General features: G+C 44.1%; 23 protein-coding genes. 11 read left to right on the top strand and 12 right to left on the bottom strand.

The genetic code is table 11. The annotated features are described in order from the left end of the window. Positions 1–39: 39 nt before the first annotated feature. The 5 genes from DV872_RS19985 to DV872_RS19965 all read right to left on the bottom strand — a co-directional run bounded on the left by DV872_RS19985 (position 40) and on the right by DV872_RS19965 (position 5193). On the bottom strand, positions 40–735 hold the full coding sequence (locus tag DV872_RS19985) for an acetate--CoA ligase family protein (protein WP_114631734.1): 696 nt from the start codon (positions 733–735) through the stop codon (positions 40–42). After that, positions 736–2151, bottom strand: a complete 1416-nt coding sequence (locus tag DV872_RS19980; protein WP_114631733.1) for an acetate--CoA ligase family protein — start codon at positions 2149–2151, stop codon at positions 736–738. A 9-nt stretch (positions 2152–2160) separates the two neighbouring features. Next, positions 2161–2748, bottom strand: coding sequence for a hypothetical protein (locus DV872_RS19975; RefSeq protein WP_114631732.1), 588 nt, complete (start codon positions 2746–2748; stop codon positions 2161–2163). A gap of 72 nt (positions 2749–2820) precedes the next feature. Continuing rightward, positions 2821–4428: an FGGY-family carbohydrate kinase gene (locus DV872_RS19970; RefSeq protein WP_114631731.1), complete on the bottom strand. Its 1608-nt coding sequence runs from the start codon at positions 4426–4428 to the stop codon at positions 2821–2823. A gap of 105 nt (positions 4429–4533) precedes the next feature. Continuing rightward, positions 4534–5193, bottom strand: coding sequence for a TetR/AcrR family transcriptional regulator (locus DV872_RS19965; protein WP_199563519.1), 660 nt, complete (start codon positions 5191–5193; stop codon positions 4534–4536). A 194-nt stretch (positions 5194–5387) separates the two neighbouring features. Between DV872_RS19965 and DV872_RS19960 the strand changes: the two genes are divergently transcribed. The 3 genes from DV872_RS19960 to DV872_RS19950 are packed head-to-tail and all read left to right on the top strand — an operon-like array spanning position 5388 to position 8182. Next, positions 5388–6860 (top strand): aspartate aminotransferase family protein, encoded by a 1473-nt coding sequence (locus DV872_RS19960; RefSeq protein ID WP_114631730.1) that lies wholly within the window; start codon positions 5388–5390, stop codon positions 6858–6860. Positions 6861–6872: 12 nt separating this feature from the next. After that, positions 6873–7529 carry a class II aldolase/adducin family protein gene (locus DV872_RS19955; protein ID WP_114631729.1) on the top strand — a complete coding sequence of 219 codons (657 nt, stop codon included), beginning with the start codon at positions 6873–6875 and terminating at the stop codon, positions 7527–7529. Then, complete coding sequence (locus DV872_RS19950; protein ID WP_114631728.1) at positions 7526–8182, top strand: class II aldolase/adducin family protein; 657 nt, start codon at positions 7526–7528, stop codon at positions 8180–8182. Before DV872_RS19955 ends, DV872_RS19950 begins: the two co-directional genes overlap by 4 nt. Positions 8183–8390: 208 nt before the next feature. Here the strand turns inward: DV872_RS19950 and DV872_RS19945 are convergent, their stop codons facing one another. Further along, on the bottom strand, positions 8391–9755 hold the full coding sequence (locus tag DV872_RS19945) for a hypothetical protein (RefSeq protein ID WP_114631727.1): 1365 nt from the start codon (positions 9753–9755) through the stop codon (positions 8391–8393). Between the two features lie 255 nt (positions 9756–10010). Here DV872_RS19945 and DV872_RS19940 point away from each other — a divergent pair, with 255 nt between their 5' ends. The 3 genes from DV872_RS19940 to DV872_RS19930 all read left to right on the top strand — a co-directional run bounded on the left by DV872_RS19940 (position 10011) and on the right by DV872_RS19930 (position 14964). Further along, positions 10011–11999, top strand: coding sequence for a beta-N-acetylhexosaminidase (locus DV872_RS19940; protein WP_114631726.1), 1989 nt, complete (start codon positions 10011–10013; stop codon positions 11997–11999). A gap of 143 nt (positions 12000–12142) precedes the next feature. Continuing rightward, the gene (locus tag DV872_RS19935; RefSeq protein ID WP_114631725.1) at positions 12143–12799 is read left to right on the top strand and encodes a TetR/AcrR family transcriptional regulator; all 657 of its coding nucleotides are present in this window, start codon (positions 12143–12145) and stop codon (positions 12797–12799) included. A 2-nt stretch (positions 12800–12801) separates the two neighbouring features. Next, complete coding sequence (locus DV872_RS19930; RefSeq protein WP_114631724.1) at positions 12802–14964, top strand: glycoside hydrolase family 3 protein; 2163 nt, start codon at positions 12802–12804, stop codon at positions 14962–14964. 3 nt (positions 14965–14967) lie between these two features. Here DV872_RS19930 and DV872_RS19925 read toward each other — a convergent pair whose 3' ends face one another. Further along, positions 14968–16146, bottom strand: coding sequence for a 4Fe-4S binding protein (locus DV872_RS19925; RefSeq protein ID WP_158547075.1), 1179 nt, complete (start codon positions 16144–16146; stop codon positions 14968–14970). Positions 16147–16351: 205 nt separating this feature from the next. Here DV872_RS19925 and DV872_RS19920 point away from each other — a divergent pair, with 205 nt between their 5' ends. From DV872_RS19920 to DV872_RS19900, 5 genes are all read left to right on the top strand, one after another. Beyond that, positions 16352–17281, top strand: a complete 930-nt coding sequence (locus DV872_RS19920) for an AEC family transporter (protein WP_216664424.1) — start codon at positions 16352–16354, stop codon at positions 17279–17281. A gap of 126 nt (positions 17282–17407) precedes the next feature. Beyond that, positions 17408–17656 (top strand): plasmid stabilization protein, encoded by a 249-nt coding sequence (locus tag DV872_RS19915; RefSeq protein WP_230391620.1) that lies wholly within the window; start codon positions 17408–17410, stop codon positions 17654–17656. Further along, positions 17643–18068, top strand: a complete 426-nt coding sequence (locus tag DV872_RS19910) for a type II toxin-antitoxin system VapC family toxin (protein WP_114631721.1) — start codon at positions 17643–17645, stop codon at positions 18066–18068. Before DV872_RS19915 ends, DV872_RS19910 begins: the two co-directional genes overlap by 14 nt. A 10-nt stretch (positions 18069–18078) precedes the next feature. Further along, complete coding sequence (locus DV872_RS19905; protein ID WP_114631720.1) at positions 18079–18411, top strand: nitrous oxide-stimulated promoter family protein; 333 nt, start codon at positions 18079–18081, stop codon at positions 18409–18411. A 151-nt stretch (positions 18412–18562) separates the two neighbouring features. Continuing rightward, positions 18563–20074 carry an ATP-binding cassette domain-containing protein gene (locus DV872_RS19900; RefSeq protein ID WP_114631719.1) on the top strand — a complete coding sequence of 504 codons (1512 nt, stop codon included), beginning with the start codon at positions 18563–18565 and terminating at the stop codon, positions 20072–20074. Positions 20075–20131: 57 nt separating this feature from the next. Here the strand turns inward: DV872_RS19900 and DV872_RS19895 are convergent, their stop codons facing one another. The 5 genes from DV872_RS19895 to DV872_RS19875 all read right to left on the bottom strand — a co-directional run bounded on the left by DV872_RS19895 (position 20132) and on the right by DV872_RS19875 (position 25017). Next, positions 20132–20776 carry a CBS domain-containing protein gene (locus DV872_RS19895; RefSeq protein WP_114631718.1) on the bottom strand — a complete coding sequence of 215 codons (645 nt, stop codon included), beginning with the start codon at positions 20774–20776 and terminating at the stop codon, positions 20132–20134. Between the two features lie 165 nt (positions 20777–20941). Then, positions 20942–22225, bottom strand: a complete 1284-nt coding sequence (locus DV872_RS19890) for a malic enzyme-like NAD(P)-binding protein (RefSeq protein WP_114631717.1) — start codon at positions 22223–22225, stop codon at positions 20942–20944. Between the two features lie 41 nt (positions 22226–22266). Beyond that, positions 22267–23394 (bottom strand): Ldh family oxidoreductase, encoded by a 1128-nt coding sequence (locus tag DV872_RS19885; RefSeq protein WP_114631716.1) that lies wholly within the window; start codon positions 23392–23394, stop codon positions 22267–22269. Between the two features lie 171 nt (positions 23395–23565). Continuing rightward, on the bottom strand, positions 23566–24351 hold the full coding sequence (locus DV872_RS19880) for a DeoR/GlpR family DNA-binding transcription regulator (protein ID WP_114631715.1): 786 nt from the start codon (positions 24349–24351) through the stop codon (positions 23566–23568). Between the two features lie 123 nt (positions 24352–24474). Then, positions 24475–25017 carry a hypothetical protein gene (locus DV872_RS19875; protein WP_114631714.1) on the bottom strand — a complete coding sequence of 181 codons (543 nt, stop codon included), beginning with the start codon at positions 25015–25017 and terminating at the stop codon, positions 24475–24477. Between the last annotated feature and the right edge of the window lie 189 nt (positions 25018–25206).

The following is a 25206-nucleotide window of genomic DNA, read 5'->3' as shown; positions in this document are numbered from 1 at the left end:
ATTATTGAAAAGAAGAGTAATTAACTATAATAGAATAGTTTAAACAAAAACACATTTGGCATCAAGAACTTTCCAGTCCTCTCCATTCCACACAATCGGGTTGATATCCAGTTGTGCACCGTCCTCTGCTGCCGCAGAAGCAAGATCTGAAAATTTAACAATTATATCTTTCAAAGATTCCCGGTCCATATTGCTTCCACGAAAACCGGAAAGAACCGGTGCTATGGTGAGCTCTGAAATAATATGTTCTGCATCCTTAAGTGTACAGGGAGCGAGGCAGAAAGAGACATCCTTATAGAGCTCGGTCATAACACCTCCTGCACCGATCATCACGGCTGGACCGAATGAGGGATCATTAAGGGCTCCCAGGATAAACTCAATCCCCCTTATGGCCTCCATATGATAGATCAGAAAATTCTCTCCCGGAAACTTATTCCGCATTTCTCTGAGGACCGATACAAGATCATTACGCCCGACTCCCAGCTTCACACCCCCCACATCGGACTTGTGAAGAACATCAGGAGAACAAAGTTTCACCGCAAAGGGCTCCTTCAGATCTGATGGAAGAAAAGAGAGAGATTCCAGAGCCTTATCCTCTACATTTTTTTTAAACAGATATTGAGGCGGTACCGGAAGTCCTGCAGATCTGAAAAGCTCCTTGGTTTCCCATTCATCCGCCTTGTTCTCTATCCGGAGATTACTGCGCCAGCTGCTGAAAAGTTCTTTCATATTCATCTATTTATCCTCAAGATCCTTGAGTACACGCTGCCTTTCAACAAGAAAACGGGCAGCCCGGATGACTCTATTAATAGAAGGATAGCCGGCAACTCCCTCTCTGTAGAAGCGTCTCAGATATTCATCTGTAAATGGACCGTACTGGGTGAACACCAGAACAGGCTTTGGTGCTTCTCTGATTAGTGCAGACATTGCGGGGAGAAGATTCTCAGAAATGGTAGGTGGTGCAAAAAAAGCCACACAGATAATAATATCCACACCTTCATCATCCATAAGAGCCTTAAGTGTTTCAAGAAACATCTCATCCGTAGCACCTGCTGTAAGATCAACCGGGTTATGACAGGAGGCATATGGAAAAGTTTTCTCTTTAATCCTCTTCTGAGTTATTTCAGAGATTTCCGCCATACAGAGCGAGGCACGTCTGTCAGGGCTGTCTATATAATCACTGCACATAACGCCAAATCCCCCGGCGGGAGTTATAACTGCAACCCGATTTCCCTGTGCAGGTCTCACCATGGAGAGTACTTTTGAAGCATCACAGAGTTCTTCATCATCCATGGCACGCTGAACACCGTACTGCCTGAGAGCACCGCTGACAACCTTGTCTGATCCGGCCAGGCGTCCCGTATGAGAACTGACCGCCGAAGCCCCTGCCTGGGTACGACCGGCCTTGAGAAGTACCACAGGTTTACTGCGAGCCACATCTCTTGCATCCTCCAGAAAACTCCTGCCCCTTTCTATACTCTCCACATAGAGAGCAATACAGTCAGTATCCGGATCATTTCCGAACCAGGGGAGAAAATCGGCTTCACTCAGATCCACTTTATTCCCGATTCCCACAAAGGCCCTCATTCCAAAACCGCTGTTGCTTGCCAGCCCCAGAGACTCGACTCCAACCGAACCGCTCTGAGTGATGAAAGCGACACCTCCACCCTCAGAGAGAGCCTGATCTCCATGTTCAACAAAGATAGTATCAAGATTACTGGAAGGGACAAAGACGCCAAGGGAGTTGGGACCCAGGATTCTACAGCCGTATTTCTCAGGCAGAACCCGGAGTCTGGTTTCCAGAGCCTTACCCTCATCTCCTGTCTCGGCGAATCCTCCGGCAATAATAACGATATTGGCGCAGCCTTTCAGGGCACAGGCCTCGGCAGCTTCCACGGCCGCCGCGGCATTGATAGTCACAATGGCCAGATCCAGATTCCCGGGAAGTTCAGAGGGAGAATTGAGAGCCCTGTGAGTACCTACCCGCTCCTGTTTAGTATTAACAGGATAGAGGACGGCTGAAGAGCTCAACAGAGTTTTATAAATGATATGACCGATGCGTCCCGGAGTATCACTGGCTCCAATAATCGCAATATGCCGGGGATTCAAAAGTCTCTGAATCGAATCCTCGGGATTGATATCCCTCTCCATGTCGGCTCCTTAGGGATTAAATGAAGTGTGAAGCTCCAGAGCTCCTCCGGCAACTGTCCCTGTCGTGGGATAATCAGCTGAAAAGAGAGGTGAGTAAAAAGCCTTTATACCGGGCATCCAGTTTACTTTATCCCCGGCTATCTGCCATCCAGCTGAAATACTGAATAATGGTCCCATGGCAAAGAAAGACTCCCCTGGATTATTTTTATCTGATTCAAAATCCGGTCCATAGTGAAAGGAGAGACCCATTCCCGCCCCTACAACTGCATGAGAATCGCCGGCAGATCCAAAGTGCCGTTCGTATGTGATCTGTGGTTCAAACTGGAGCATCTTGAATGCGGCTCCGAATAGTATAGGACGGGCCACCGGAATATTCAGGGCCAGCTGATCCCGATCTCCCATAGGAAAACGGACATCAAAATAGATATCCATAATGGGACCGCCCTTCACACCCGCAGGCGATCCGACACACATCCTCATATCGTCATAACGTCCCCCCATCACCAGATGGAGACCGTAGCTAACAGGTCTGTCCTGGGCAGAAACAGATGCAATTACAAGTAGAATCATACATAATAATAAAACAGACTTCTTCATTTTCCGAACCTCTTTAATCCTTTATATCTGAAGTATAGTACATTGATACAGCAGCTATCACATACTGATTTATTATTGGATCTGATTCAGGATTTTAAAGTTCTTCTTATTGTTTTTATATAGCCGCTTGAAGACCAGAAAGTTACGGTCGTGGACTGCTCTGGTTTCAGCATCAGGAGTATATACGGCTTTTACAGGAATGAAGTTTTTGACCGAATCAAAGTCTTTAATATTTCCTAAACCGATACCACAGCAGACTGCCGCTCCAAAAGATCCAACATTCTGAGGAGCCTCAACGGTCTCTATCTGATGACCTGTTATATCGGCCATAATCTGGCAGGTCAGTGATGAAAGGGCTCCCCCTCCTACAAAGCGGACAGCATCAGAAACCGGATTTTTCTTTTCAGAGGCCTCGAGCATCCAGCGGGTATGATAGGCAATCCCCTCAAGCACTGCACGGATCAATTTCCGTTTCCCTGTATCCAGGCTTATATTAAAAAACATTCCACGGGCATTAGAGTCCTCAAAAGGACAGCGGTTTCCATGGAGCCAGGGTGTGAAGAGAACTCCCCCCGAACCTGCAGGACTGTCTTTTATACTTTCACACATATGGTCATAGAGACTCTGACTCACAGCTTCGGGACCATCGGTTACTTTTTGCTTATTCATGTAGATGTTGATTGCATCCAGAGCCAGATGGTTCTTCACCCACTCCAGACACTTCCCTGATGTTTCAAGCTCACCGAAATAGTTAAAGTGTCCCTCTACGGCACCCGTAACTGAGGCAATCATATGATTAATATCAATAACTCTCTTATCAACAACAGTAGAAACCCAACCGGATGTTCCCGAATATATATGTGTATCACCTTTGCTCACAGATCCGGAACCGACACCGATCAATGAGGCATCTCCCCCGCCTCCGAAGACCTGACAATCAACACTGAGCCCCAGCTCTCCGGCAGCCGAAGCGCTCAGAGTTCCCACAAGATCTGTAGATCTGATAACCTCGGGCATATGAGTGATATCCACACCGTAAGTTCGGCAAAGAGAAGGACTCCAGCATTTTTTTCCTTTTCTGGAGTCATAGAGGAATGTTGCAAAGGCTGAATCTTCGGTCATGATAAAACGGTCTGTGCTGCGGGCAATCAGATATTCCTTTACATCCAGCCATTTATGAGTCTTTGCAAAGATTTCAGGCTCATTTTTCTGAACCCATTTATATTTCCAGAGGGGATCTTTAACACTGGCGGCAACAGCGCCTGTAATATATAGAGATTTAAAAAGTTTTCTAAGGTTAATCCCCTGAATCTGAATTCCATGCCCCACAGAGTCTGCTTTTTCTTCAGAAGCTCTCTGGTCCATATAACTCATTGCGGGGCGAATGGCATCAGCCTTCTCATCCACCAGTACAAGGCCCTGCATCTGGGAGCAGAATGAAATACCTTTTATATTATCTGCAGTGATTCGGGATTTATTCAGCACATCCCTTGTAGTATTGATAAGGCCCTGCCACCACTCTTCGGGATTCTGCTCGACTCCCCCGTTTTCAAGGATTGTAAGCTTATATTCCACCATTGAGCTCTCTATCAATCTGATGTTGTCAGAGATCTCAAAGAGACAGGTTTTATTTCCTGTTGTACCTATATCATAGGTAATAACATATGCTTTAGCTGGCATCATGACCTTCCTGAATATGAAACAGACTTCACGAGTGAGTAATCACTCATTTATTTAGTATTCTAACAGATATCACATGCTTTGCAAGCTAAAAAATAAAGGATGTCAGGATTTGACGGAGAAGGCTCGAGAGATGAATTTCATCATTTCCTGAATGATAAGCTCATCATTATCAAATACATCTTCACCGACGTAAATCTTCATACGCTCTTTGTAATATTCGCTGGCGTAAGAGAATTGAAGAGACATGAAAAGGTTATCCAAAGCAAAGGCAAATACTCTTACATCTATATCATCTGCAATTTTTCCGGCAATTTTTGCCTGGGAAATAACATGAGTATATGCTTCTGCTGAAACAGTTTCCATATCTGATGAAAGACGCTTGATCAATTCTGAATTACCTTCAGAAGTCATCTCATTATAGAGTTTCACTATATTTTCATTGCTTCTTGTATGACTGAGAATTGTACGGAGTATGGTCTCCAGTTTTGTTTCAAGACTCTCATCCGAGGCAACCACAGACCCCAGTACGGTCTCAAGCTGAGAGACACCGTAGTTTATCACTGTCAGGAAAAAATTTTCCTTATTTTCAAAATATTTGAATAGAGATCCTACCGAGATTCCCGCTTTTTCTGCAATCACATTAGTATTGGCATTACTGAATCCTTTAGTGGCAAATTCATCAAGAGCCACTGATATAATGCGGTCTTTTTTCTCCTGAGAGATTCTATCATAACTATCATTGTGGTATTTCATCGGCATCATTTTATATTACTCCATTGCGCTTGATCGGGCAAGTTATGTCCTGGACTGATATTGGAACCCAACTTTTTTATATTTACTTATTATGAATTCTTTTTTTTAACTTGTCTGTATCAGAATATATGCTATAATCCAGAAAGTGAGTAGCCGCTCACCATGCTTTTTTAACAAAGATAATTACCTGAAGGAGACACAATATGAGTAATGGATTTGCAATATCCGAATATCACGATGCAGAAGCAGTTATTAAGGATTTGAATGCACTGATTTCACAGCCCATCAGAACCCTCAAGAAAGAAGCACTGGAAAAATATCTGGAGTATTTTGAAAATAATTGTCAGAAATCCAAGGCCATGCTTGAAGAAGCTAAAGAAGTTATCAAGGGTGGCGTACAGCACAATCTAGCCTTCAACTATCCCTTTCCCCTGGCATTTGAAAAAGCTGAAGGCGCTACACTTACAGACATTGACGGAAACGAGTATATCGACTTCCTTCAGGCAGGAGGCCCCACAGTTCTCGGCAGCAACCCTGAAGTCATAAGAAACAAGGTTATTGAAGTTCTTAATACATGCGGACCAGTCACAGGACTATTCCACGAATATGAAATGAAACTGGCAAAAATGATTGTAAAACACTACCCCGGTGTTGATAAATTCAGAATGCTCGGTTCGGGAACAGAAGCCTGTATGGCGTCTATTCGCGTAGCGAGACTGGCCACTAAAAAGAAAAATATTGTCAAAATGGGCGGCGCTTATCACGGATGGAGCGATCAACTTTCCTATGGAAACAGAATCCCCGGTGTCGGTGGTCTGGAATCTCATGGTATCCCCGCTAACTGCTATAAATACACACAGGAAGCCTACCCCGGCGATATCAAGGCTCTTAAAAGAGTACTGATACGTAACCAGCTGAGAGGTGGAACAGCCTGTGTCATTCTCGAACCCATCGGTCCCGAGAGCGGAACACGTCCTCTTCCCAAAGAGTACCCCGCACAGGTAAGAAAACTCTGTGACAAGTTCGGTGCACTCCTGATTTTTGATGAAGTTGTAACAGGATTCCGACTTGGAATGAGCGGAGCTCAGGGATACTTCGGTGTAACTCCCGACCTCACGATATTCGGAAAGGTTGTTGCCGGAGGTTACCCCTCTGCCGGCGGACTTGGTGGAAAAGATGAATACATTGAATTCCTCGCCGGAGGAGTCGGCGGTAAAAAAGGTAAGAAAGCCCATGTTGGTGGAACAATGGCAGCTAACCCCATAAGTTCTGCAGCCGGATACTACACTCTTTTGGAAATGGAAAAAACCAACGCTCCTGAAGTAGCAGGAAAAGCCGGAGACAGACTGACCAAAGGTCTGCAGGAACTGATTAAAAAATATGACCTCCCCTTTGTTGCCTACAACCAGGGTTCCATCTGCCATCTTGAAACAGTGGGAACCATGCTTTTTGACATTAATCTTATGCGTTTCTGGGAGATTCCAGCCAAGCTGAAGGAAATCCACAAACGAAAAGACGTTATGACCCATATGGGTGCAGCCTACATGGCAGAAGGAATTGTGACTCTGGCAGGAAGCCGTATGTACACATCAGCGGTCTGTACTGACAAAGTCATTGATGACGCCCTTGTCCGTTTTGAACGCGTATTCAAGAATATTGAAGGCGTTTCGGCGTAACAGGAGATTATTATGACATTACAGAAAGCAAGAGAGATCGTATGCGACGCTGGTCTCAAACTTGTAAAAGAGGGTCTAGTGGCCCGAACCTGGGGTAATATCAGCTGCCGGGTGGATGACAACAGTTTTGTAATTACCCCCAGCGGACGGAGCTATGATGAACTGACACCCGACGATATTGTTCAGGTCCAGATTCATGACCTGAAATGGTCAGGTTCCATCAAGCCTTCATCAGAAAAAGGACTTCATGCAGAGGTCTACATATTGAATCCTGACAGTACTGCTGTTATCCACACCCATCAGCAAAATGCTTCGGTTGTGGCAGCAGCAAGAAAAGAGATTCCTCTGATCAGTGATGAGATGGGACAGATCATCGGAGCCCGTATACCCTGTGCAGGCTATGGTCTTCCCGGAACCAAAAAACTGAAAACTGCATCCGCCGCTGCTCTCAGGGAGAGCGGAAGCAAGGCGGCTCTCATGGCTAACCATGGTGCAGTCTGCTGGGGAACAGATATGGATGATGCCTTTCTGGTAGCCACTACCCTTGAAAAAGTGTGTGCCCAGTTTGTTGAACAGGAATACAAAAAGCTCTCTGGTGAAAAAGAATTTTCCCAGGAGAAAATGCATGACTATTATTTGAGTAAAATTGCAAAAGGAGCCGCCCGATGATAAATGTTAAAGCTAAAAGTCTAATCTGCAGTACAGCTCTCATACTTCTCAAAGAGGGCTTTATAGCCAAAGACGGCTGCCTCAGCATCAGAGAAGGCATGACCCTCTATATAACCCCCGAGGCAGCGGACCTTTCCTCTCTCAAAATAGAAAATATCGTTGAAATAAACATAGAAAGCGGAAAGACAAAGAACGGTAAAAAAGCAAATAAAGGGATGCCCCGACACCTCAGCCTTTACAGAAACAGGGAAGATATCAATGCGGTTATTAACTGTACATCTCCTTCAGTACTCTGTTTATCAAAAGCGGGTGAAGTGATACGCCCCCTTCTGGATGATATGGCCCAGATAGTAGGAACATCACTGCGAACGGCTCCTGATTCTCTGAATACTGCAGGCTTAATGAAGGTTGTGAAAGCCATCAAAGGCAGGAACAGTGTTCTTATATACGGACGGGGAGCTCTATGCTGCAGCGGATCTATGGACGATGCTCATGCGATCTGTCAGGTAAGTGAAAAAGCATGTAAATCATGGATTGAATCTGCATTCCTCGGAGGCGGACATAAAATCAATTTTGTGGAATCTGCACTGATGCGATTTGTATATCTCAAAAAGTATTCCAAACAGGCAGTTAATAATACCCTTAAGCCTTAAAGATTAAGTCACTGAGGTTTTAAATGGACCTAGGTGATTTCTGACATAGACCTGAGGATTTTACTCACCCTGGTAGAACAGGAGCGGAAGCAAAGCCCGAAACAGCAAAATCCCCTGAGGGATTTTGCCAAAAAAATCCGGCAGCCTACTGGAGGAAGGCCACCGGAAATATCAGTACTTTAAAAATCTTTCTTTTTAAATATTTTTTTTAGTACGACAGAGATGTACCAAAGTTGAAATCTATAAATCCGGAAGAAAAGTCATATCCTAATCTTGCCTTAAGATCGATAGAACCTATCATAAAAACAAATTCCGAACCTGCTCCGAATCGAAGAATGTCAGCAAAATTACCCACATCACGATAATCAAATGCAAAACCCACATCACCGAAAGGGTGAATTTGGAAGTTAAAACCTCCAGGTCTTTCACGGAAGGGCTGGATGGCAAGAGTATTCTGCCAGAAGAAACCTGCATTACCGCTCATTGAGGAGTTTTTAACACCCCTTAAGCTATCACCGAGGTCTTTATAAATATCATTGAAGGCTATCAGAGCCGAAGCTTTTGTATAATAGTTCAGACGCTTCCAGAAATGTTTATAGTATGCGGCACTTCCCTCAATATCTGTAATAAAGAAAATAGAATTATCTGCAGTCATAGCAGGTCGGGAAAGGTTAATAAAGTTATGGTTACCAAGAGAAAATAAATAACCATTTCTATAAGGACCATTCCAGTCCACTCTTCCATAATTGATATAGTGGTCAAGAGTAGTACTGAAAAAGTCTTCACGATTTTTATAGTTTCCACTCTCATCAGTAGCCAGATTATTTCCGTCTTCCAGGATCTGCCAGTCATACCCGTAATTAAAACCGAAGGCAGGTGTGAACTCATAGCTCCAGTCACCCTCAAGATCAAGGGTAGTAGCTAAGGAAAGGTAACTTGAGTTTTTAGTATATAGCTGGTAGTAATCACCAACTACTTCCGGATTTTCTTTTTTATTAGTTGAATAAACCTGTTCATAGGCAATATCGAAGGACCAGTTTCCTCGATCGATATTTCTAATCTCGGGATTCAGTTTCCATTTTTTAAGTTTGGTTTCTTCACCAAAGGCGATGTCGACAAATCCGTCTAAATAAAAGTCATACATGGAACCGAAAGCATTATCGTAGGTAATTTCTGCTCCAAATTCCCAACCGTTTTTACCGATCTGTGAGTCGGGAATGGGGTAGGGAATGGGAACCAGAGTCCAACCATCGGTTGTTGTTACTGTAACAACAACAGGAACATTCTCGTGTACAGCTTCAAGATCTTCAACTGTTATTTCTACTTCTGAAAAATATCTGGTATTTTTCAGATCCTTAATCTGAGTGTCCACGGCGATAGTCAGTTCTTCAGGAGTTGTGAATACCTGACCGACTTCAAAATCCAGAAACCGTCGTAGAGCTCCTTCATTTGTACGAACAGGTTCATTCTGAACTATGATGATTTCACTGATGCTTCTAAGCTGTACGTCCTCGGCAAAGACACTTGATCCGATAAAAAACAGGGCTAAAAATGCAATTATAAACTTTCTCATGCCGGAGATTGTACCACAGTGTGACAAATAGCACCAGAAAAATGTGAGCACTCACTCGCAGTTTTTTTCAAAGACTCTTTCACCATAAATCGAATCCCGAAGTAAAACAGTTTGTTGCATAGTTAAACATTTGTAAAACAAAAGCTTTCTTCTCCATAAACCCTATGTTAATCTGATCTGAATCCGGAAAATCCATAGCACACAGCTAAGGTGAAATTGATGCTGAATGTATAAAATGACTAAGGAGAATGCATTATGAAGAATAAAATAAACATAGTCCCCCTACCCCGTATCATTGAAGAGCTGCAGGGCAGCTTCATAATTGAAAATAAGACAGTAGTAAACATTTCCCCTGAAGTTTCAGCACTGCTGATGATTCCCGCCGCCGAAGAGATGGGTAGAGAGGAGGGTTCTGAAATAATACTGAAAGAGGGCTGTTCCTCTCTTGCGGATCTGATAGAAGGCTGGATAGAACCCCTGCGTTTAAAAGTCGACAAGCTCCTCCCGATTGCTGTCAAAAAAAGTAAAGAAAATATCATCATCCTGGAAATGACATCTTCTTCTGATTCAAACAATTCCCCCGAGTCATATGAAATGAAAGTGGAAAAGGAGAGGATCGTAATATCTGCTTCAAGAGCTGCCGGCTTCTTCTACGCAATACAGTCATTGATTCAAGGCATAGATGACTCAGGAGAAATAGAAGCCTGCAGGATAAAAGACAAGCCCCGTTTTCCATGGAGGGGACTCCATCTGGACTGCGGCCGTTTTTTTCAGCCCCTGGATGAAATAAAGTTATTTCTGGATTATATGGCCCTTCATAAAATGAATATTTTCCACTGGCATCTGACAGAAGATCAGGGATGGCGGCTTGAGATAAAGCAATATCCCCTGCTCACAGAGATAGGGAGTCAAAGAAAAGAAACTGTCTGGGGCCATGTCACCCTGGGCGGTAAAGAAGATGATAAAGTTCCCCACGGAGGATTCTACAGTCATGAAGATGTCAGAGGAATCGTCAGCTATGCCAGAAACAGGGGCATAATGGTTGTACCGGAAATTGATCTGCCGGGTCATAGCAGAGCAGCTATTGCGGCCTACCCCGAGCTGGGAGTTTTCGGTAGAAAAATGGATGTTTTTACCAAATGGGGAGTCTGTAAAGATATCTATAGTCCCGAGGAGAGCACCATCTCTTTTCTTGAAAATGTAATGAAAGAGGTTCTTGAATTATTCCCCTCCCCCTGGATTCATATCGGCGGCGATGAGGCTGTTAAAGATCAATGGAAACAAAGCGGCAGAGTCAGAGAGCTTCTGAAGGAACGTGGGCTCAAAGATAACCACGAAATGCAAAGCTGGTTTATTAAAAAAATAGCATCCATTCTAAAAGACAAGGGAAGAAAGATAATAGGCTGGGATGAAATAATGGAGGGCGGAGCTCCTGAAGATGCAGTTATTATGGCCTGGCGCCACGAAAAACAGGGAATCGCCGCAGCCGGCCAGGGACTGCCCGTACTGATGTGCCCCTGTCAGTGGACCTATCTCGATTACAGAGAAAAGAGGAGTCCCTTTGAACCACTTACTATAAGTACAGTGAATGAACCATTTAAAGAAGCGAATCTTAAGCACTTTTATTCCTGGAATCCCCTCCCTCCGGTACTGAATGAAGAAGAGAAAAAACTGATCATGGGCGGACAGGGACAGATATGGACAGAATATATGCCGGGATCGTCTATGCTGCAGTATATGACATGGCCCCGGGCTTCGGCACTGGCGGAAGTACTATGGAGCCCTGCTGAGAAAAGAGACTTTACTGATTTCACAAAAAGACTATCTCCCGTTCTCAGCCTGATGGACCGCAGGGGCCTGGTTTACCATTTTCAGGGAGAGCTTATTGAGGGCGGAACCCTGGATCCAGTCGAAAACGAGTGGCAGGAGCAGAGCTTTTCTATAAACCAGGAAGGGAAAACCGGACGGCTTCAGATCCTGTTGAAACGAAAAGGGTTCAGTAATTACTCTCAGATATCAGAGATCTGCCTTGAAACTGCAGAAGGCAGACTGTTTAAGGATGTACATGAAGGATATACCGGCAAATTCAACCGACTGAATGTCTACACTCTGGGGAACGGTACAGCCTTTGATTTAAAGGGTTGTCGCCTTACCATACGCAGCAGAGCCTGCTCCCAGATACCTGGAAAAGACGGTAGTAAAATCAAGACATCCAGGCTGCAGTGGTCTTTCCGGAAGAGCTGAGACATCATCCGGGGGGCTGAGAATTTTGACATTAAGCTCGTCCACGATCATAATAACAATTATTACAACTCAAAGGAACTAATTGACACATAGTGTGACATTTAATATAATGATGTCTGTATCAGTCACTCCGAGGAATAAATATGGGCAGAATCAAGGACATTCAGAGAAAAAATATCATCACTCAGGCAACACTGGTCTTTAAGGAACGGGGAATGTTCGAAACGGTAATGAATGAAATTGCCGAAAAAGCAGGCATAACCCGTAGAACAATCTACCGCCACTTTGAAACAAAAGAAGATCTGGCCTATGAAGTAATGGCGCAGATGATGGAGCAGTGGAACGAATTCCAGATTGAAATATTTAATGAGCTCCAGGGCCTTGGAATTGAGAAACTGGAGTCCTTCCTCTACCAGCTTATCCGCTATATGGAAGAGAGAAAAGACTTTATCTCCTTTGCCGGAGAGTTTGACTTCTATTTTAAAGGGAACCCGCCCCGGGATCTGAATAGCGAAATAAAAGAACACTATATTGCTATAATCCATAATTCAGAAGATCTGCTGATGAAGATTGTTAAAGAGGGACAAGCCGACGGAAGCATCCACCTGGAAGATGATCTGGAATTAACAGTCTTTACAATCAGCAACGTTCTCTGGGCCTTCGCCCAGAGAATTGGAATTATGGGTGAAGGTCTGAGGCTGGAATTCGGAATTGATCCAATTGAAATGATTTTCTGTCAACTAAAAATGTATACCCGGGTTCTTAGTACTCGTAATTCAAGTGAAGAAAACAAAGGATAATTATGTTTGATAAAATAATTAGAAAATATGTCTCCGATATAATGAACGGAGAAAATCACTCATCCTTTGCCATGTCGGCGATCACACTGGAAGACTGCAGCATTATGCCGGTATTTAAAGAAGATCTGAGTATTCCTGAAAAAGTTGAAAGTCTTCTGTCACAGATGACTCTGGAAGAAAAGATAGGGATACTCGGAGGCAGGGACAACCTGGGAATTAATGGTGTGGAACGTCTGAAGATTCCGGATATATGGTGTACCGATGCCTCCGCAGGAGTCCGCTGTTACAACAGGTCCACAGCATTTCCGGTTCCCCTTGCCATGGCGGCGACATGGTCAAAAGAGCTGAACCGCAAAACAGGTGAAGCCATCGGGGAGGAGTGCCGGGGTAAAGGAGTTTCTGTCCTTTTAGGTCCCGGGATCAATATTTACAGAGTCCCCACAAACGGTCGGAATTTCGAATATATGGGAGAAGATCCCTTTCTGGCCTCCGAACTTGTAGTTCCCTATATTCAGGGTGTTCAGAGCCGGGGTGTTATCACAACAGTCAAACATTTTGCCTGTAACAATTCGGACTATGACCGACATAGAATGAATTCCGAAGTAGATGAGCGCACTCTTCAGGAGATATATTTTCCAGCATTCAAAGCGGCTGTTCAGAAAGGGGGCAGCAAATCTGTTATGTGCTCCTATAATCCGGTGAATGGTGTTTATGCCAGTGAAAACAAAGATCTTCTGACAGGAGTCCTCAGGGAAGACTGGGGCTTTGAGGGTTTTGTTATTTCAGACTGGAACTGTGTCTACAGCTCGGAGGGTCCAGTCAAAGCAGGACTTGATCTGGAAATGCCCTACGGCAAATACATGAACAGTAAAAAACTCATTCCCCTGCTTCAGAAAGGCAGGATTACTGAAGAGATGATAGATAGTAAAATCCGGAACCTGATGAAGGCATTCTTTGAAATTGGAGCCTACAGCCGTGAACGGAAAGATCCATCATACAATGAATACGAGGCTGCCCACTCAGAGATTTCTCTACAGGGAGCTAGAGAAGCCATTGTACTCTTAAAAAACAGAGGCAATATTCTTCCTCTGAATAAAATGAAACAAAATAAAATTGTGCTTATGGGATTCAATGCCGGGGAGACAACAACATGCGGGGGCGGCTCCTGCTGTGTGAAAAGTTATGACAAGGTGAATATTTCAGATGGTATCAGATCCATGGTATCCGACTCTGTTCAGATAAACAGCATCGCTACTGAGAAGAAAAGCTACAAACTCACAGATGAGGACAGAATGCTTATATCAGATGCGGATGTGGTTCTTGTATCAGCCGGTTTCAGCAATGTGGAAGAGAGTGAATGCTGGGACAGAAGCTGGGAACTCCCCTTCCAACAGGACAGACTCATCAAGGAAGCAGCACAATTAAACTCTTCAACCATTGTTCTCCTTACAGCCGGTGGCGGTGTAGAAACTGAATCATGGATAGAGGATACGGCTGCACTGCTCCACACCTTTTATCTGGGACAGAATACTGGAACAGCAATAGCCGAAGTCCTCTTTGGAGATGTGAACCCCTCAGGAAAACTTCCTTTTACAATGGCAAAAAAATGGAATGATTTTGAGTCTACCAAGTACTATGTGAAAAAGCCGGAAGCCATATCATTCCTGCGGGTTGTAGGGCCTCAGGGTTCCAATGCCATAAGAAAACCATGGACTCTCAAATACTCAGAAAAAATGATGGTGGGATACCGGCACTTTGATACTGCCGGAGTGGAGCCGCAATTTCCCTTTGGATATGGTCTTTCCTACACAGATTTCGCCATAAGCGAAGCAATACTGTCCAAAGACTCAATCAAAAAAGGAGAGGCCTGCGAAATTTCCTTCATTGTAGAAAACAAGGGGAAAAGAGAGGGAGCCGAAGTCGTACAGCTCTATATTCACGACAGGGAAGCAAGCCTGATTCGCCCTGAAAAAGAATTAAAAGGATTTGAAAAGGTTTTTCTGGAACCAGGCGAATCCAAAAAGATTATCCTCCCTATTTTGCCAGAATATCTTGAGTTTTATAACAATGGAGCATGGAGCTCAGAAAGCGGTCAATTTACAATTCTCATTGGAAACAGCAGCAGGCAGATCGCCGCCTCTCTGGAACTGGAGCTGACTGACTGACAGTCAGTGTCCACCGGAGCAGCCGCCGCTGCTTCCGCCATAAATTCTCTTAGGATCTCTGCCTGCCTCTTCATAAAGGGTATTAACCATACCCTCAATTTCTGCAGGATCAATACCTATTTCAGAGAAGCTCATATAAAACTGCTCGTCATTTTCGATGTTCAGTTCCTGTACAAAATAAGAGGGATGTATCTGATAGACCTGAATAATATCGACGAGGCTGTTATCTTCACGGATCTTCTGAGGTCCCCAGAGAAGACGTTCGACCCTCTTTTCCAGGCCGGATTCGGCTTTCCAGGTAAACTGCTTAGTTACCGTTGTGACTGCAAGAACCATAGTAAAGATCAGCACTGTTCCACCGAGAATAATCCAGGCAGACATTTTTTTCCCGGAGGGACGTGAGTAATATAGTGTATCTTCAACTGGGCAGACATTCACACATTCCGAGCAGCTGATACACTCGGCAGATTTCATTACATCCACAGAAGCTACATCGAGTCCCATAGGACATGCCTTATTGCATTTCATGCAGTTAATACAACTTGAATCATCCCTCTTAATTCTGGAGAAACCAATCTTTGAAGGTATCGCCAGAAAGGCTCCCATAGGGCAGAGATAGCGGCAGAACGGTCTGTCCTGCAGCAGAGAGCCAAGCAATGAAAGGATAAGAATAATTGTTCCAATCAGATATTCAGAGAACAGCTCATCCGAACCCAGATGATGATAGGCAACCCAGGGATCAAAGGGGCGTATAGCCAGGGCCAGAGTCTTCCCGGCCAGAGCTATAAAAGAAAAAAGGACTATATATTTGAAGAACCTCAGGATACGGGTAAGTCGAAGACCGAACTCAAATCTTCTTTTGAATACTCCCCTTCCCGCCTGGCCGAAGAGTTCCTGCAGGAATCCCAGAGGACAGATATTACCGCAGAATGATCTACGGAATATAAGACCCGTTGCGATAGAAGAAAAAAGTAGAATAAAACTGCTCAATCCTATGCGTTTGAGAAAACTCTGATAACGGATAAGTGCCCAGGCGGATTCAAGAGTACCGAAAGGACAGAAGGCATCGATAGAAGGATACAGTTTTATAATCTGATGGAGTCTTCCCATCACAGTGATAAATACAAGTATTGATAATAATATGGTCCAGCGGAGGACCCTGAGTGTTATAGATTTTTTCATATGTATGGATATTACTATGAGTTTCAGAAATTGCATAGTACTTTACTAATCATTTATTCATTATACATTACTGATTTTATATTATATAAATAAAGAGATGATTCCCTAAAAAAGAGATCTGGAAAAAACCTTTTATACCCCCCGGATCAGGTCTGACTGGGATTATTGAGTTTCAAAAAAACTGGACTCCTGCTATGGTGAAGATATGATAAATACAATTCTCAGCATTCTCCCTGTCCTCCTTTTTTTCATCCTGGGTTTTATACTCAAGCAGAAAAACTTCCTGAAGGCAGGCAGCAGTGCCGACATCAAGAAGATCGTATCAAACCTGGCTCTCCCTGCCCTCCTTTTCCAGGCTTTTGCCTCCATTGAACTTGAATACCGTTTTCTATTTCTTATTATTCTCATTTTTTTACTATGCACAGCCATGCTCTTTATTGGTCGGCTCAGTGCCGGAATACTGAACATAAAAAGTCCCTACTGGACCTATATGATGGGCGGCTTTGAAATGGGAATGATGGGTTATGCCCTCTTTCTCTCCATCTACGGATCTGAACATCTGTCAAAGATTGCGTTGATGGATCTGGGGCAGGTTCTCTTTGTTTTTTTTGTACTGATGGCTCTTCTGATCAGGGAACGGGAGGGCAGCAGTTCTGCCGCCGAACTTCTTAAATCCTTTATATCCTCCCCCGTAATCCTTGCGATCTTTGCCGGTTTATTAACATCTTTTCTAAAGACTGTTATCACTCCAAATGCACTGACAGACAGCCTTGGAGAGTTCCTGAAACTGCTGGGAAACCTGACAGTCCCCCTGATCTCACTGATGATCGGTTACGAACTGAGATTTAAAAAGAAAGGGATGGCCCTGGCACTTAAGACAATAGCCGTCCGCAAGTTTTTCCTTTTGATCCTTGCCCTATTGATGAACCGCTTTTTTATCAGAGGATTTCTGAATCTGGATAAGATTTATGAAATGGCCCTGCTCACCATGTTCATGCTGCCCCCACCCTTTGTGATCTCCATCTATATGAAGCAGGAAGACAGAGAAAACCTGGATTATGTAAACAATACTCTTTCCCTCAGCACAGTGGTTTCAGTAGTGATAATCATCGGACTTGCTGTGGTTAATGCTTGAGAACTCGTAATATCATCTTAATTGAGATATTTATAAGTATACGTTTCCAGATTAGATGGGTTAGAATGATATCAATGACGTCAATGCATTCATTGATGTCACATGAAGGAGATTATGTTGGCATCCATGACAATTAGAAATATCGATGAACAACTCAAACACTCCCTGCGTATACAGGCCGCCGCACATGGATGGTCCATGGAAGAAGAGGTACGGCAGATTCTACATAAAGCCATAACAACAAAGGAAAAAGCTGAAGAGCCTCTTGGAACAAGAATCCATAAATTATTCATGGAAGCCGGAGGCCTTGATCTTGGAACAATTTCCAGAACTGATATGCCCCGTATAGTTGAACTGCCTGATGGTCATTCTTGATACCAATGTTCTGTCAGAACTGATGAAAAACAATCCGGAAGGGAATGTTATTCGATGGATGGACGAAAAGAATATTGAAGATGTCTATATCAGTTCTATCACGGTTGCTGAAATTCTCTTTGGAATAGGATCACTGCCTTCAGGCAGAAGAAAAACAATGCTGACGGAGTCAGCTGCTAGACTGTTCGATGAAATATTCCTGCATAGGATTCTATCTTTTGATTCCATTTCTGCAATATACTATGCAAAAATTCTTATTCTGAGAAATACCATGGGATCACCCATACAAATGGCAGATGCTGAAATTGCAGCTATATGTCTGGCCAACAGTGCTGCATTAGCAACAAGGAATACTAAAGATTTTATTGACACAGGAGTAATGCTGATCAATCCCTGGAATAGTCCTGAGTGAAGGACAGAGAATGAACCATAAAGAACTGGACATACTGACCCTCAAAAGTCTTTTTGGTATTTACTGCAGAAAAAACCATGGCCCTGAAAAGGGAGTGCTCTGCAGCGCCTGCCAATCTGAACTGGAATATGCTGTACATAAGACCAAAATCTGCCCGGAAAAAGATAGGGGTATGACCTGTTCAGAGTGCAGGGTACACTGTTTTGAGCCCGAACACAGGGAGAGGATCAGGGAAATCATGCGCTTTGCCGGTCCCAGACTGATTTGGTCCCGTCCATTGCTGTCTATGCGTTATGTTTATATAAAGCTCCATTCCCGAAGGATAATTAAGAATCTGACTTGACCTCCCGGTAAAATGAAGAAATAATAAAAGCTATTCCAGACCAGAGGTGAAAGATGAGAAGAATCTAGAGTAGAGACCAACAGCCAAAAGCGGTGGAGCACCCTCTATCTCAACGATTTTTCTGCTCCGGATATTATTATCTGGAGGTCCCATGACCCAAATAAACCTTAATAATCTTAATGTATTCTACTCCCAGACGCTTATAGAAAATTTGACTCTCACATTTCCCGGGGGATGGACTGGTATCAGCGGTCCCAATGGTTGTGGAAAGACAAGTCTGATTCACTGCCTCATTGCTGACTTAAGAGGGAGTGCGGAGACTTCTATGCCTCATCAGCTTCAATGGAACGGTACAATCACCGGCCCCTCCTCTCTCTGTTACCTGCCTCAACTCCCGGAACCGGATATGGAAGCCCTCAATGATTTCTTCTACAGTGGAGATAATGACCACGGTCGTATTTCATCCCTTCTGGAGCTCAAAGAAGAGTGGCTGTACAGGCCTGATGAAATAAGCCAGGGGCAGAAAAGACGACTGCAGCTTGCCCTGGCGCTTGCGGAAAACCCGGAAATACTGATTCTTGATGAACCGGAAAACCATCTGGACCAAGCGGGTCGGGAACTGGTAATCAATACACTGCGCCAATATGAAGGAATCGGAATCATCATCGGTCACAGCCGGAATATCATGAACAGCCTCTGTACATCCACCCTTCTGATCTATCAGAAACGATGGCATTTCTATCAGCACGGGCTCACAGAATCCCTGTCTCTTTACAAGGCCGAAGAGAAGAGTATCAGAAAGCAGAGGGAGATGTTGAAATTTGATATAAACAGACAGACAAAACAGCTCAATAATTATGTAAGACAATCTGCCAAAGCAGAAAGAGCCTTATCCAAGAAAGGTCTCGGCAGGCATGATCATGATAAAAAATCCGCCATAGACCTTGCCAGATTAAGCGGGGCCGACAAGGCCTCTTCCTCTAAGGTATCCCTCCAGAAAAAAGTAATCAGCTCAAGTACTGCAGTGCTGGGAGATCTTCAACAGGACAGGAGATGGAAGATGGGTCTTACCATTCTGGGAATAAAAAGCAGAAGAGACAGGCTTATCCATATTCCATCGGGAAACTATCCATTATATGAAAACTTTTCTCTGGATCTGCCTGAACTGTCAATTCTTGCTGATGATTTTATTGTACTGAGAGGAGCTAACGGAACAGGTAAAACGGGAATACTCAACCTGATTCATCAGCGGATTGATCCTGCAGTCCCCCTGGGATGGATTCCACAGGAACTGACCGGGGAAGAGAAAGAAGCACTTCTTAATAAATATCAGCAGTTGGATCAGAGAGAAAAAGCCGATGTGATGGCCTACTTCTCCCGAATGGGATCGGATCCGATACAATGGATTCAGCAGCAAAAAGGAAGCCCCGGAGAATACAGAAAGCTTCTTATGGCAATGATTTTTCTCTGTGAAACAGAACTGTTGATTCTTGATGAACCGGCAAATCATCTGGATATCTTCACCATTGAAGTAATAGAAGAGGCCTTGAAGACTTACAGGGGGGCTGTAATAATGGTCAGTCATGAAAAAGAGTTCTGCAGCTCCATGATTAACAGAGTGTGGAGTGTAAACTCAGGGCGGCTGTTTCTTTCAGAAACTTAACTCGTAAAAAAGGCTGTCCTCCATCGAAGACAGCCTGATTTATGTATCTGATAAAAATCAGATCTCTCTGACATCTACAATACGCTCGATTAAGGGCTGAACTGCTGAAATCACCTCTTTTTCACTCAGGTTCTTAACCTTTATAATTGCATAGCGATTTGTAGCATTCTCACCCAGCATATTTCCGAAAGAGACAATATCACCCCCTGCCTTGGCAATTGCTGTAGCCAGGTCCGCCAGTTCTCCACGTTTCTCAGGCATCAATGCCGTAAGTCGGATACCCTTCTCACGTGCTCCGAAAAGCTCTACAAAAACACGAAACAGATCAGATTCTGTAATAATCCCGATTAGAAGACCGTTTTCGATAATCGGAAGACCGCCGATATTATTATCAGCAAGAATACGTGCGGCATCTTCCAGGGGAGTATCAGGACCTATGGTGATAACATCTTTTGTCATTACTGAATGAACTTTCAGTTTGGACATAAGGTTATGGATCTCATAAACATCCAATGATGTAGCAGGAGACGGAGAGGCGTAAAGTATATCCTTCTCGGTAATAATCCCTATAAGGTGATCATTCTTATCAATAACAGGAAGCCTATGTATACTTTCCTTTTTCATTTTGTCTCTGGCTTCAGAAACAGGTGTATCCGGAGAGATTGTCACAGGATTCTTGGTCATTCTATTAGATACTTGCATTATTTTGCCTCCTCAGCAGCAAAGCATATCAGTCCCGTATTGGGGGCCTTCATAATTTGAATTTTAAGGGCAAAGCAGGTAGTTGGCAATTTATTTAAATAAAAAAACCGCAGACCCGGCGCGTATCGGATCTGCGGTATGAAAAAGGTAAATCCATCAAAGGGATTATTTCCAGTGTTTCTCCATTCTGGCACGGAGAGAAGCCTTGTAAGCTTCCCAGTCTGTAATGGGTTCGGCAGCAAGACCCTCATCACAGGCAGCCTTGGCAACTGCGACTGCTTCCCACTCTATTACACGGGGGTCGAAGGGTTTGGGAACCACATATTCTTTACCGAAAACAAAGTCCCGGCCATAGGCATCACGAACTTCCTGAGGAACAGGCTCTTTGGCAAGTGCAGCCAGTGCTTTGGCAGCCGCCATCTTCATTCCTTCGGAGATCATTTTAGATTTCACATCCATGGCTCCTCTGAAAATAAAGGGGAATCCAAGAACATTGTTAACCTGGTTTGGATAATCACTGCGCCCCGTACCGATGATAATATCATCCCTTGTGGCCAGAGCCAGTTCGGGTCTGATCTCAGGATTGGGGTTGGCCATAGCAAAGATAACAGGATCGTTGGCCATTGTCTTAAGCATATCGGCAGTCAGACAGTCGGCTACAGACAGACCGATAAATACATCGGCTCCATCAACAGCCTCGGCAAGGCTCCGTTTTTCTGTATCTGCAAGGAACTCTACTTTTTCAGGGGTGACTCTTTCGGTTCTTCCCTTATAAAGAACTCCCTTTGAATCAAGAAGAAGAAGATTTTCCCTCTTCACTCCTGCGGCGAGAAACATCCTGCTGCAGCTGATACCGGCTGCACCGGCTCCATTGACTACAACCTTCAGTTCACCCATTTTTTTACCCGTAATTTCGGCAGCATTCATCATACCTGCAGTAGCAATAATTGCAGTACCATGCTGGTCATCATGAAAGATAGGAATATCACACTCTTTAATCAGAGTCTGTTCAATTTCGAAACATTCCGGAGCACCGATATCTTCAAGGTTTATACCTCCGAAGGTGGGCTGCATCATTTTAACTGCTTCGATGATCTTCTTGGGGTCCTTGCAATCCAGCTCGATATCAAATACATCGATATCTGCAAATCTTTTAAAAAGAACACCCTTACCTTCCATTACAGGTTTGGAAGCCAGAGCACCTTTGTCACCGAGACCGAGAATGGCAGTACCGTTTGTAATAACCCCGACCAGGTTTCCCTTACCGGTGTATTTATAGGCATCCTTGGGATTAGCGGCAATCTCAAGTACAGGGTGAGCTACTCCGGGGGAGTATGCCAGTGTTAAATCATCTGCGGTAGCACAGGGTTTGGAAGCAATAACTTCCAGCTTTCCGGGCTGACCTCCCCGGGTATGGTATTCCAGGGCTCTTTTCTTCATATCATCCATAGTCTATATCATCCTTATTGAGTGTTATTGTGATTTAAGCCTCAGGCATCCCAGGCAAATTTAAAATCCATATTCCAGCGGTCTCTGAGTTCGCTCATCTGATTCTGAAGAACCTTGGGAACAGGACAGCCATGATCTTTTCTATATTCCCATGCCACCTGTTCTTTTTCACCGGCAGTATAGATTCTTTCCTGACCGGGAGCTTTCTTAGAAGCTCTTAGCCCTCTCATGATAGAACCGGCAATGGCTCTGAATACTGTCTCACCCATAAAGGCTTCTGTATTGATGGCAATAAAGAAATGTCCCAGTGGATAGGGAATCTTGTTTCCGTCGGCATCAAAACCGTTCAGGTCTTTCATAAACTTTCCATCCTGCAGTGCTGAGGAGAGAACTTCAACTACCGTTGCATATCCGAATCCCTTGAATCCGGCAGTCTCTTCACCGATTCCTCCCAGGGGTGCCAGAGCGGCTTTACCCTTGGTCAGGTCAATAAGAACCTGCTGTGTATCGGTTCTTGTTTCTCCGTTTTCATCAATAACCCATCCCGGAGGAAGGTCTTTCCCGGCCCGGCCGTATACTTCCAGCTTTCCTCTCTGAGAAACAGATGTGGCACAGTCCAGATTAAAGTCGAACTCTTCATCAGTAGGAAGACCGATGGTGAGGGGATTGGTTCCCAGCATATTTTCAACACCGAAGGTAGGAGCGATGGAAGGACGGGCATTGGTTCCGGTTATTCCGACCATACCGGCCTTTGTGGCCATGGAAGTATAGTATCCGGCTATTCCGTAATGAGTGGAGTTTCTTACAGCCACCATTCCCATACCGTGTTCTTTAGCCTTATCGATAGCCATCTGCATGGCCTGTTTGGAAACGACATGTCCCAGTCCGTTATTACCGTCTATGACAGCAGTGGTAGTCGTTTCTTTAACAACATCGACCTTGGTCAGAGGATTCATGATCCCCGCATCCAGGCGGTCAATATAGATAGGTTTCAGACGTCCGATTCCGTGGGAATCAATTCCCCTTTTATCAGATTCAATCAGTACATCAGAAATAACAGAAGCATCCTGCTCAGGAATACCGCTTTTCTGCAGAACCTGTTTCATAAAATCTTCGAGGACATTAAAGTCCATCCATTCACAATCTTTGTAGGCATCGCCGTATCCCATAATTCGCTCCTTCAATATAATTATTCAGTCGTATTTATGTCTTCAAAAGTTAATATATCGCCATAATAGATCGTTTTTGATCCATTTGTCAACTTTATAGATCGTTTTAACATACTTTTTACATTTATATGGCATTTATTTTAATTTTCAGTACTAATCGATCATATATGATCACATCAAATCATCTAAAACGATCAATTGAACACCTGCTGCAGAAAAATCCTCTTTCATAGAGGGGTCGGGCAAAGAGTCTGTAATTAAGAATGTAACAGATGAGATGGGGGCAATATGATGGAGAGACAGAGAACCGATCTTGCTTGAATCGGCCACAACGATAACCCTTCCAGCTGTTTGTTCTATCATCTTCCGGCTTACTGCAGCTTCATGGGGATTGTGGGATGTGAGACCGCGACGGAGAGAGATACCGTCTATTCCTATAATACTTGTTGTGGGATAGCTTTGACTCAGGCGATCAAGGGCACCCTCTCCCACAAGACAACCCGTACCAGCTCTTAATGAGCCGCCGGTGAGGATAAACTCACAATCAGAGGCTATTTCAAGATTATGAAGAGCGGCCACATTGTTACTGACAATGGTAAGCCTGGGGATCTGAACCAGTTCACGAAGGACAAGTGCTGTAGTGGAGCCACTGTTGATATAGACCGTTTCACCGGATTCAATCAAAGTGGCAGTCATCCTTGCAATATCTGTTTTAACAGAGACGTTCTGCTGACCCTTAACCAGATAGGAGGGCTCATTAACCTTAATATGAGACAGAATGGCTCCTCCGTGAGTTCGCTCAAGGAGACCTTCCGATTCCATGGCGGCCAGATCACGACGTACAGTGATGACCGAAACTTCCAGGTCCTGACTCAGTTCATCAACCCGTACAATTCCCTTCTCTTTTAGAAGATGCAGAATGCGTGCACGCCTCTCTGCTGGGATATCCATTTTCATTTTAGCCTTCTATACTCCCGAAAATGATTTACAGTCTCGGTATTTTTTTATAAAGGCCTAACCGCCTTTGATCTATGTTGAACCATAAACGATCAAAAAGCAAGCAATACAAATCATTTGCGATCAAAGAAGAATTGTCAGTCCCCACATCAGAAAGAAGCTGATAATCAGGGTTATATTCATGACAGCTCCGGCACTGTCCCGATCATATCCAAACTCCATAGAATAGGGCACTATGGCAAAACCTGTAGGAAGAATCAGACAGAGAAAGGCTATCTTGCGTATAAGAATATCAACAGGCAGGAAGAACCAGATTAAAAGACCCATGGAAATTCCAAGGGCATAACGAAGGATAACGAGAGGAATAAGCCCGCTCTTCATATGATGCCGCCAGTCAAAACTAAGCACCAATCCAAGGACAAGAAGAACCAGAAACTGGTTGGATCGTCCCATGATCCCCAGCCAGGATACCAGATGTACAGGAAGAGACCAGCCCGCCAGATTGATAAGAATACCTACCCCATAGCTCATAAGGGGAACGGATTTAACAAAGACCTTTAAAGTACCCGAAACGCCCCTTTTATGTCTGCTGCCGTCAGGAGAATAGCGGTCCCCCACCATATAGGCGATACCGAAGATAACAAAGGCATTACCAAGGTCTACCATTGCGGCGACCTGAACTCCCAGATTGTTCCCCGCCAGCTGACGTTTCCGGATTATTCACAAATTTGACAGGATGAAGTATTATTTGAAGACTTTATGAAGTTCCTGTCGTTGACAGAAAAAAAAAGAAGATGCTCTCTACGCCAATAGAACCCGAGCATCTTCTACAAAATAAAACTGAGAATATGGTAC

The organism is Oceanispirochaeta sp. M1, from assembly GCF_003346715.1.
Taxonomy (GTDB): domain Bacteria; phylum Spirochaetota; class Spirochaetia; order DSM-2461; family DSM-2461; genus Oceanispirochaeta.
This window is presented reverse-complemented; position numbering and strand designations above follow the sequence as displayed.

Coding starts and splice junctions, on each gene's coding strand:
- DV872_RS19985 (WP_114631734.1), bottom strand. CDS start 735: ATGAATATGAAAGAACTTTTCAGCAGCTGGCGCAGTAATCTCCGGATA.
- DV872_RS19980 (WP_114631733.1), bottom strand. CDS start 2,151: ATGGAGAGGGATATCAATCCCGAGGATTCGATTCAGAGACTTTTGAAT.
- DV872_RS19975 (WP_114631732.1), bottom strand. CDS start 2,748: ATGAAGAAGTCTGTTTTATTATTATGTATGATTCTACTTGTAATTGCA.
- DV872_RS19970 (WP_114631731.1), bottom strand. CDS start 4,428: ATGCCAGCTAAAGCATATGTTATTACCTATGATATAGGTACAACAGGA.
- DV872_RS19965 (WP_199563519.1), bottom strand. CDS start 5,193: ATGATGCCGATGAAATACCACAATGATAGTTATGATAGAATCTCTCAG.
- DV872_RS19960 (WP_114631730.1), top strand. CDS start 5,388: ATGAGTAATGGATTTGCAATATCCGAATATCACGATGCAGAAGCAGTT.
- DV872_RS19955 (WP_114631729.1), top strand. CDS start 6,873: ATGACATTACAGAAAGCAAGAGAGATCGTATGCGACGCTGGTCTCAAA.
- DV872_RS19950 (WP_114631728.1), top strand. CDS start 7,526: ATGATAAATGTTAAAGCTAAAAGTCTAATCTGCAGTACAGCTCTCATA.
- DV872_RS19945 (WP_114631727.1), bottom strand. CDS start 9,755: ATGAGAAAGTTTATAATTGCATTTTTAGCCCTGTTTTTTATCGGATCA.
- DV872_RS19940 (WP_114631726.1), top strand. CDS start 10,011: ATGAAGAATAAAATAAACATAGTCCCCCTACCCCGTATCATTGAAGAG.
- DV872_RS19935 (WP_114631725.1), top strand. CDS start 12,143: ATGGGCAGAATCAAGGACATTCAGAGAAAAAATATCATCACTCAGGCA.
- DV872_RS19930 (WP_114631724.1), top strand. CDS start 12,802: ATGTTTGATAAAATAATTAGAAAATATGTCTCCGATATAATGAACGGA.
- DV872_RS19925 (WP_158547075.1), bottom strand. CDS start 16,146: ATGAAAAAATCTATAACACTCAGGGTCCTCCGCTGGACCATATTATTA.
- DV872_RS19920 (WP_216664424.1), top strand. CDS start 16,352: ATGATAAATACAATTCTCAGCATTCTCCCTGTCCTCCTTTTTTTCATC.
- DV872_RS19915 (WP_230391620.1), top strand. CDS start 17,408: ATGACAATTAGAAATATCGATGAACAACTCAAACACTCCCTGCGTATA.
- DV872_RS19910 (WP_114631721.1), top strand. CDS start 17,643: ATGGTCATTCTTGATACCAATGTTCTGTCAGAACTGATGAAAAACAAT.
- DV872_RS19905 (WP_114631720.1), top strand. CDS start 18,079: ATGAACCATAAAGAACTGGACATACTGACCCTCAAAAGTCTTTTTGGT.
- DV872_RS19900 (WP_114631719.1), top strand. CDS start 18,563: ATGACCCAAATAAACCTTAATAATCTTAATGTATTCTACTCCCAGACG.
- DV872_RS19895 (WP_114631718.1), bottom strand. CDS start 20,776: ATGCAAGTATCTAATAGAATGACCAAGAATCCTGTGACAATCTCTCCG.
- DV872_RS19890 (WP_114631717.1), bottom strand. CDS start 22,225: ATGGATGATATGAAGAAAAGAGCCCTGGAATACCATACCCGGGGAGGT.
- DV872_RS19885 (WP_114631716.1), bottom strand. CDS start 23,394: ATGGGATACGGCGATGCCTACAAAGATTGTGAATGGATGGACTTTAAT.
- DV872_RS19880 (WP_114631715.1), bottom strand. CDS start 24,351: ATGAAAATGGATATCCCAGCAGAGAGGCGTGCACGCATTCTGCATCTT.
- DV872_RS19875 (WP_114631714.1), bottom strand. CDS start 25,017: ATGGTAGACCTTGGTAATGCCTTTGTTATCTTCGGTATCGCCTATATG.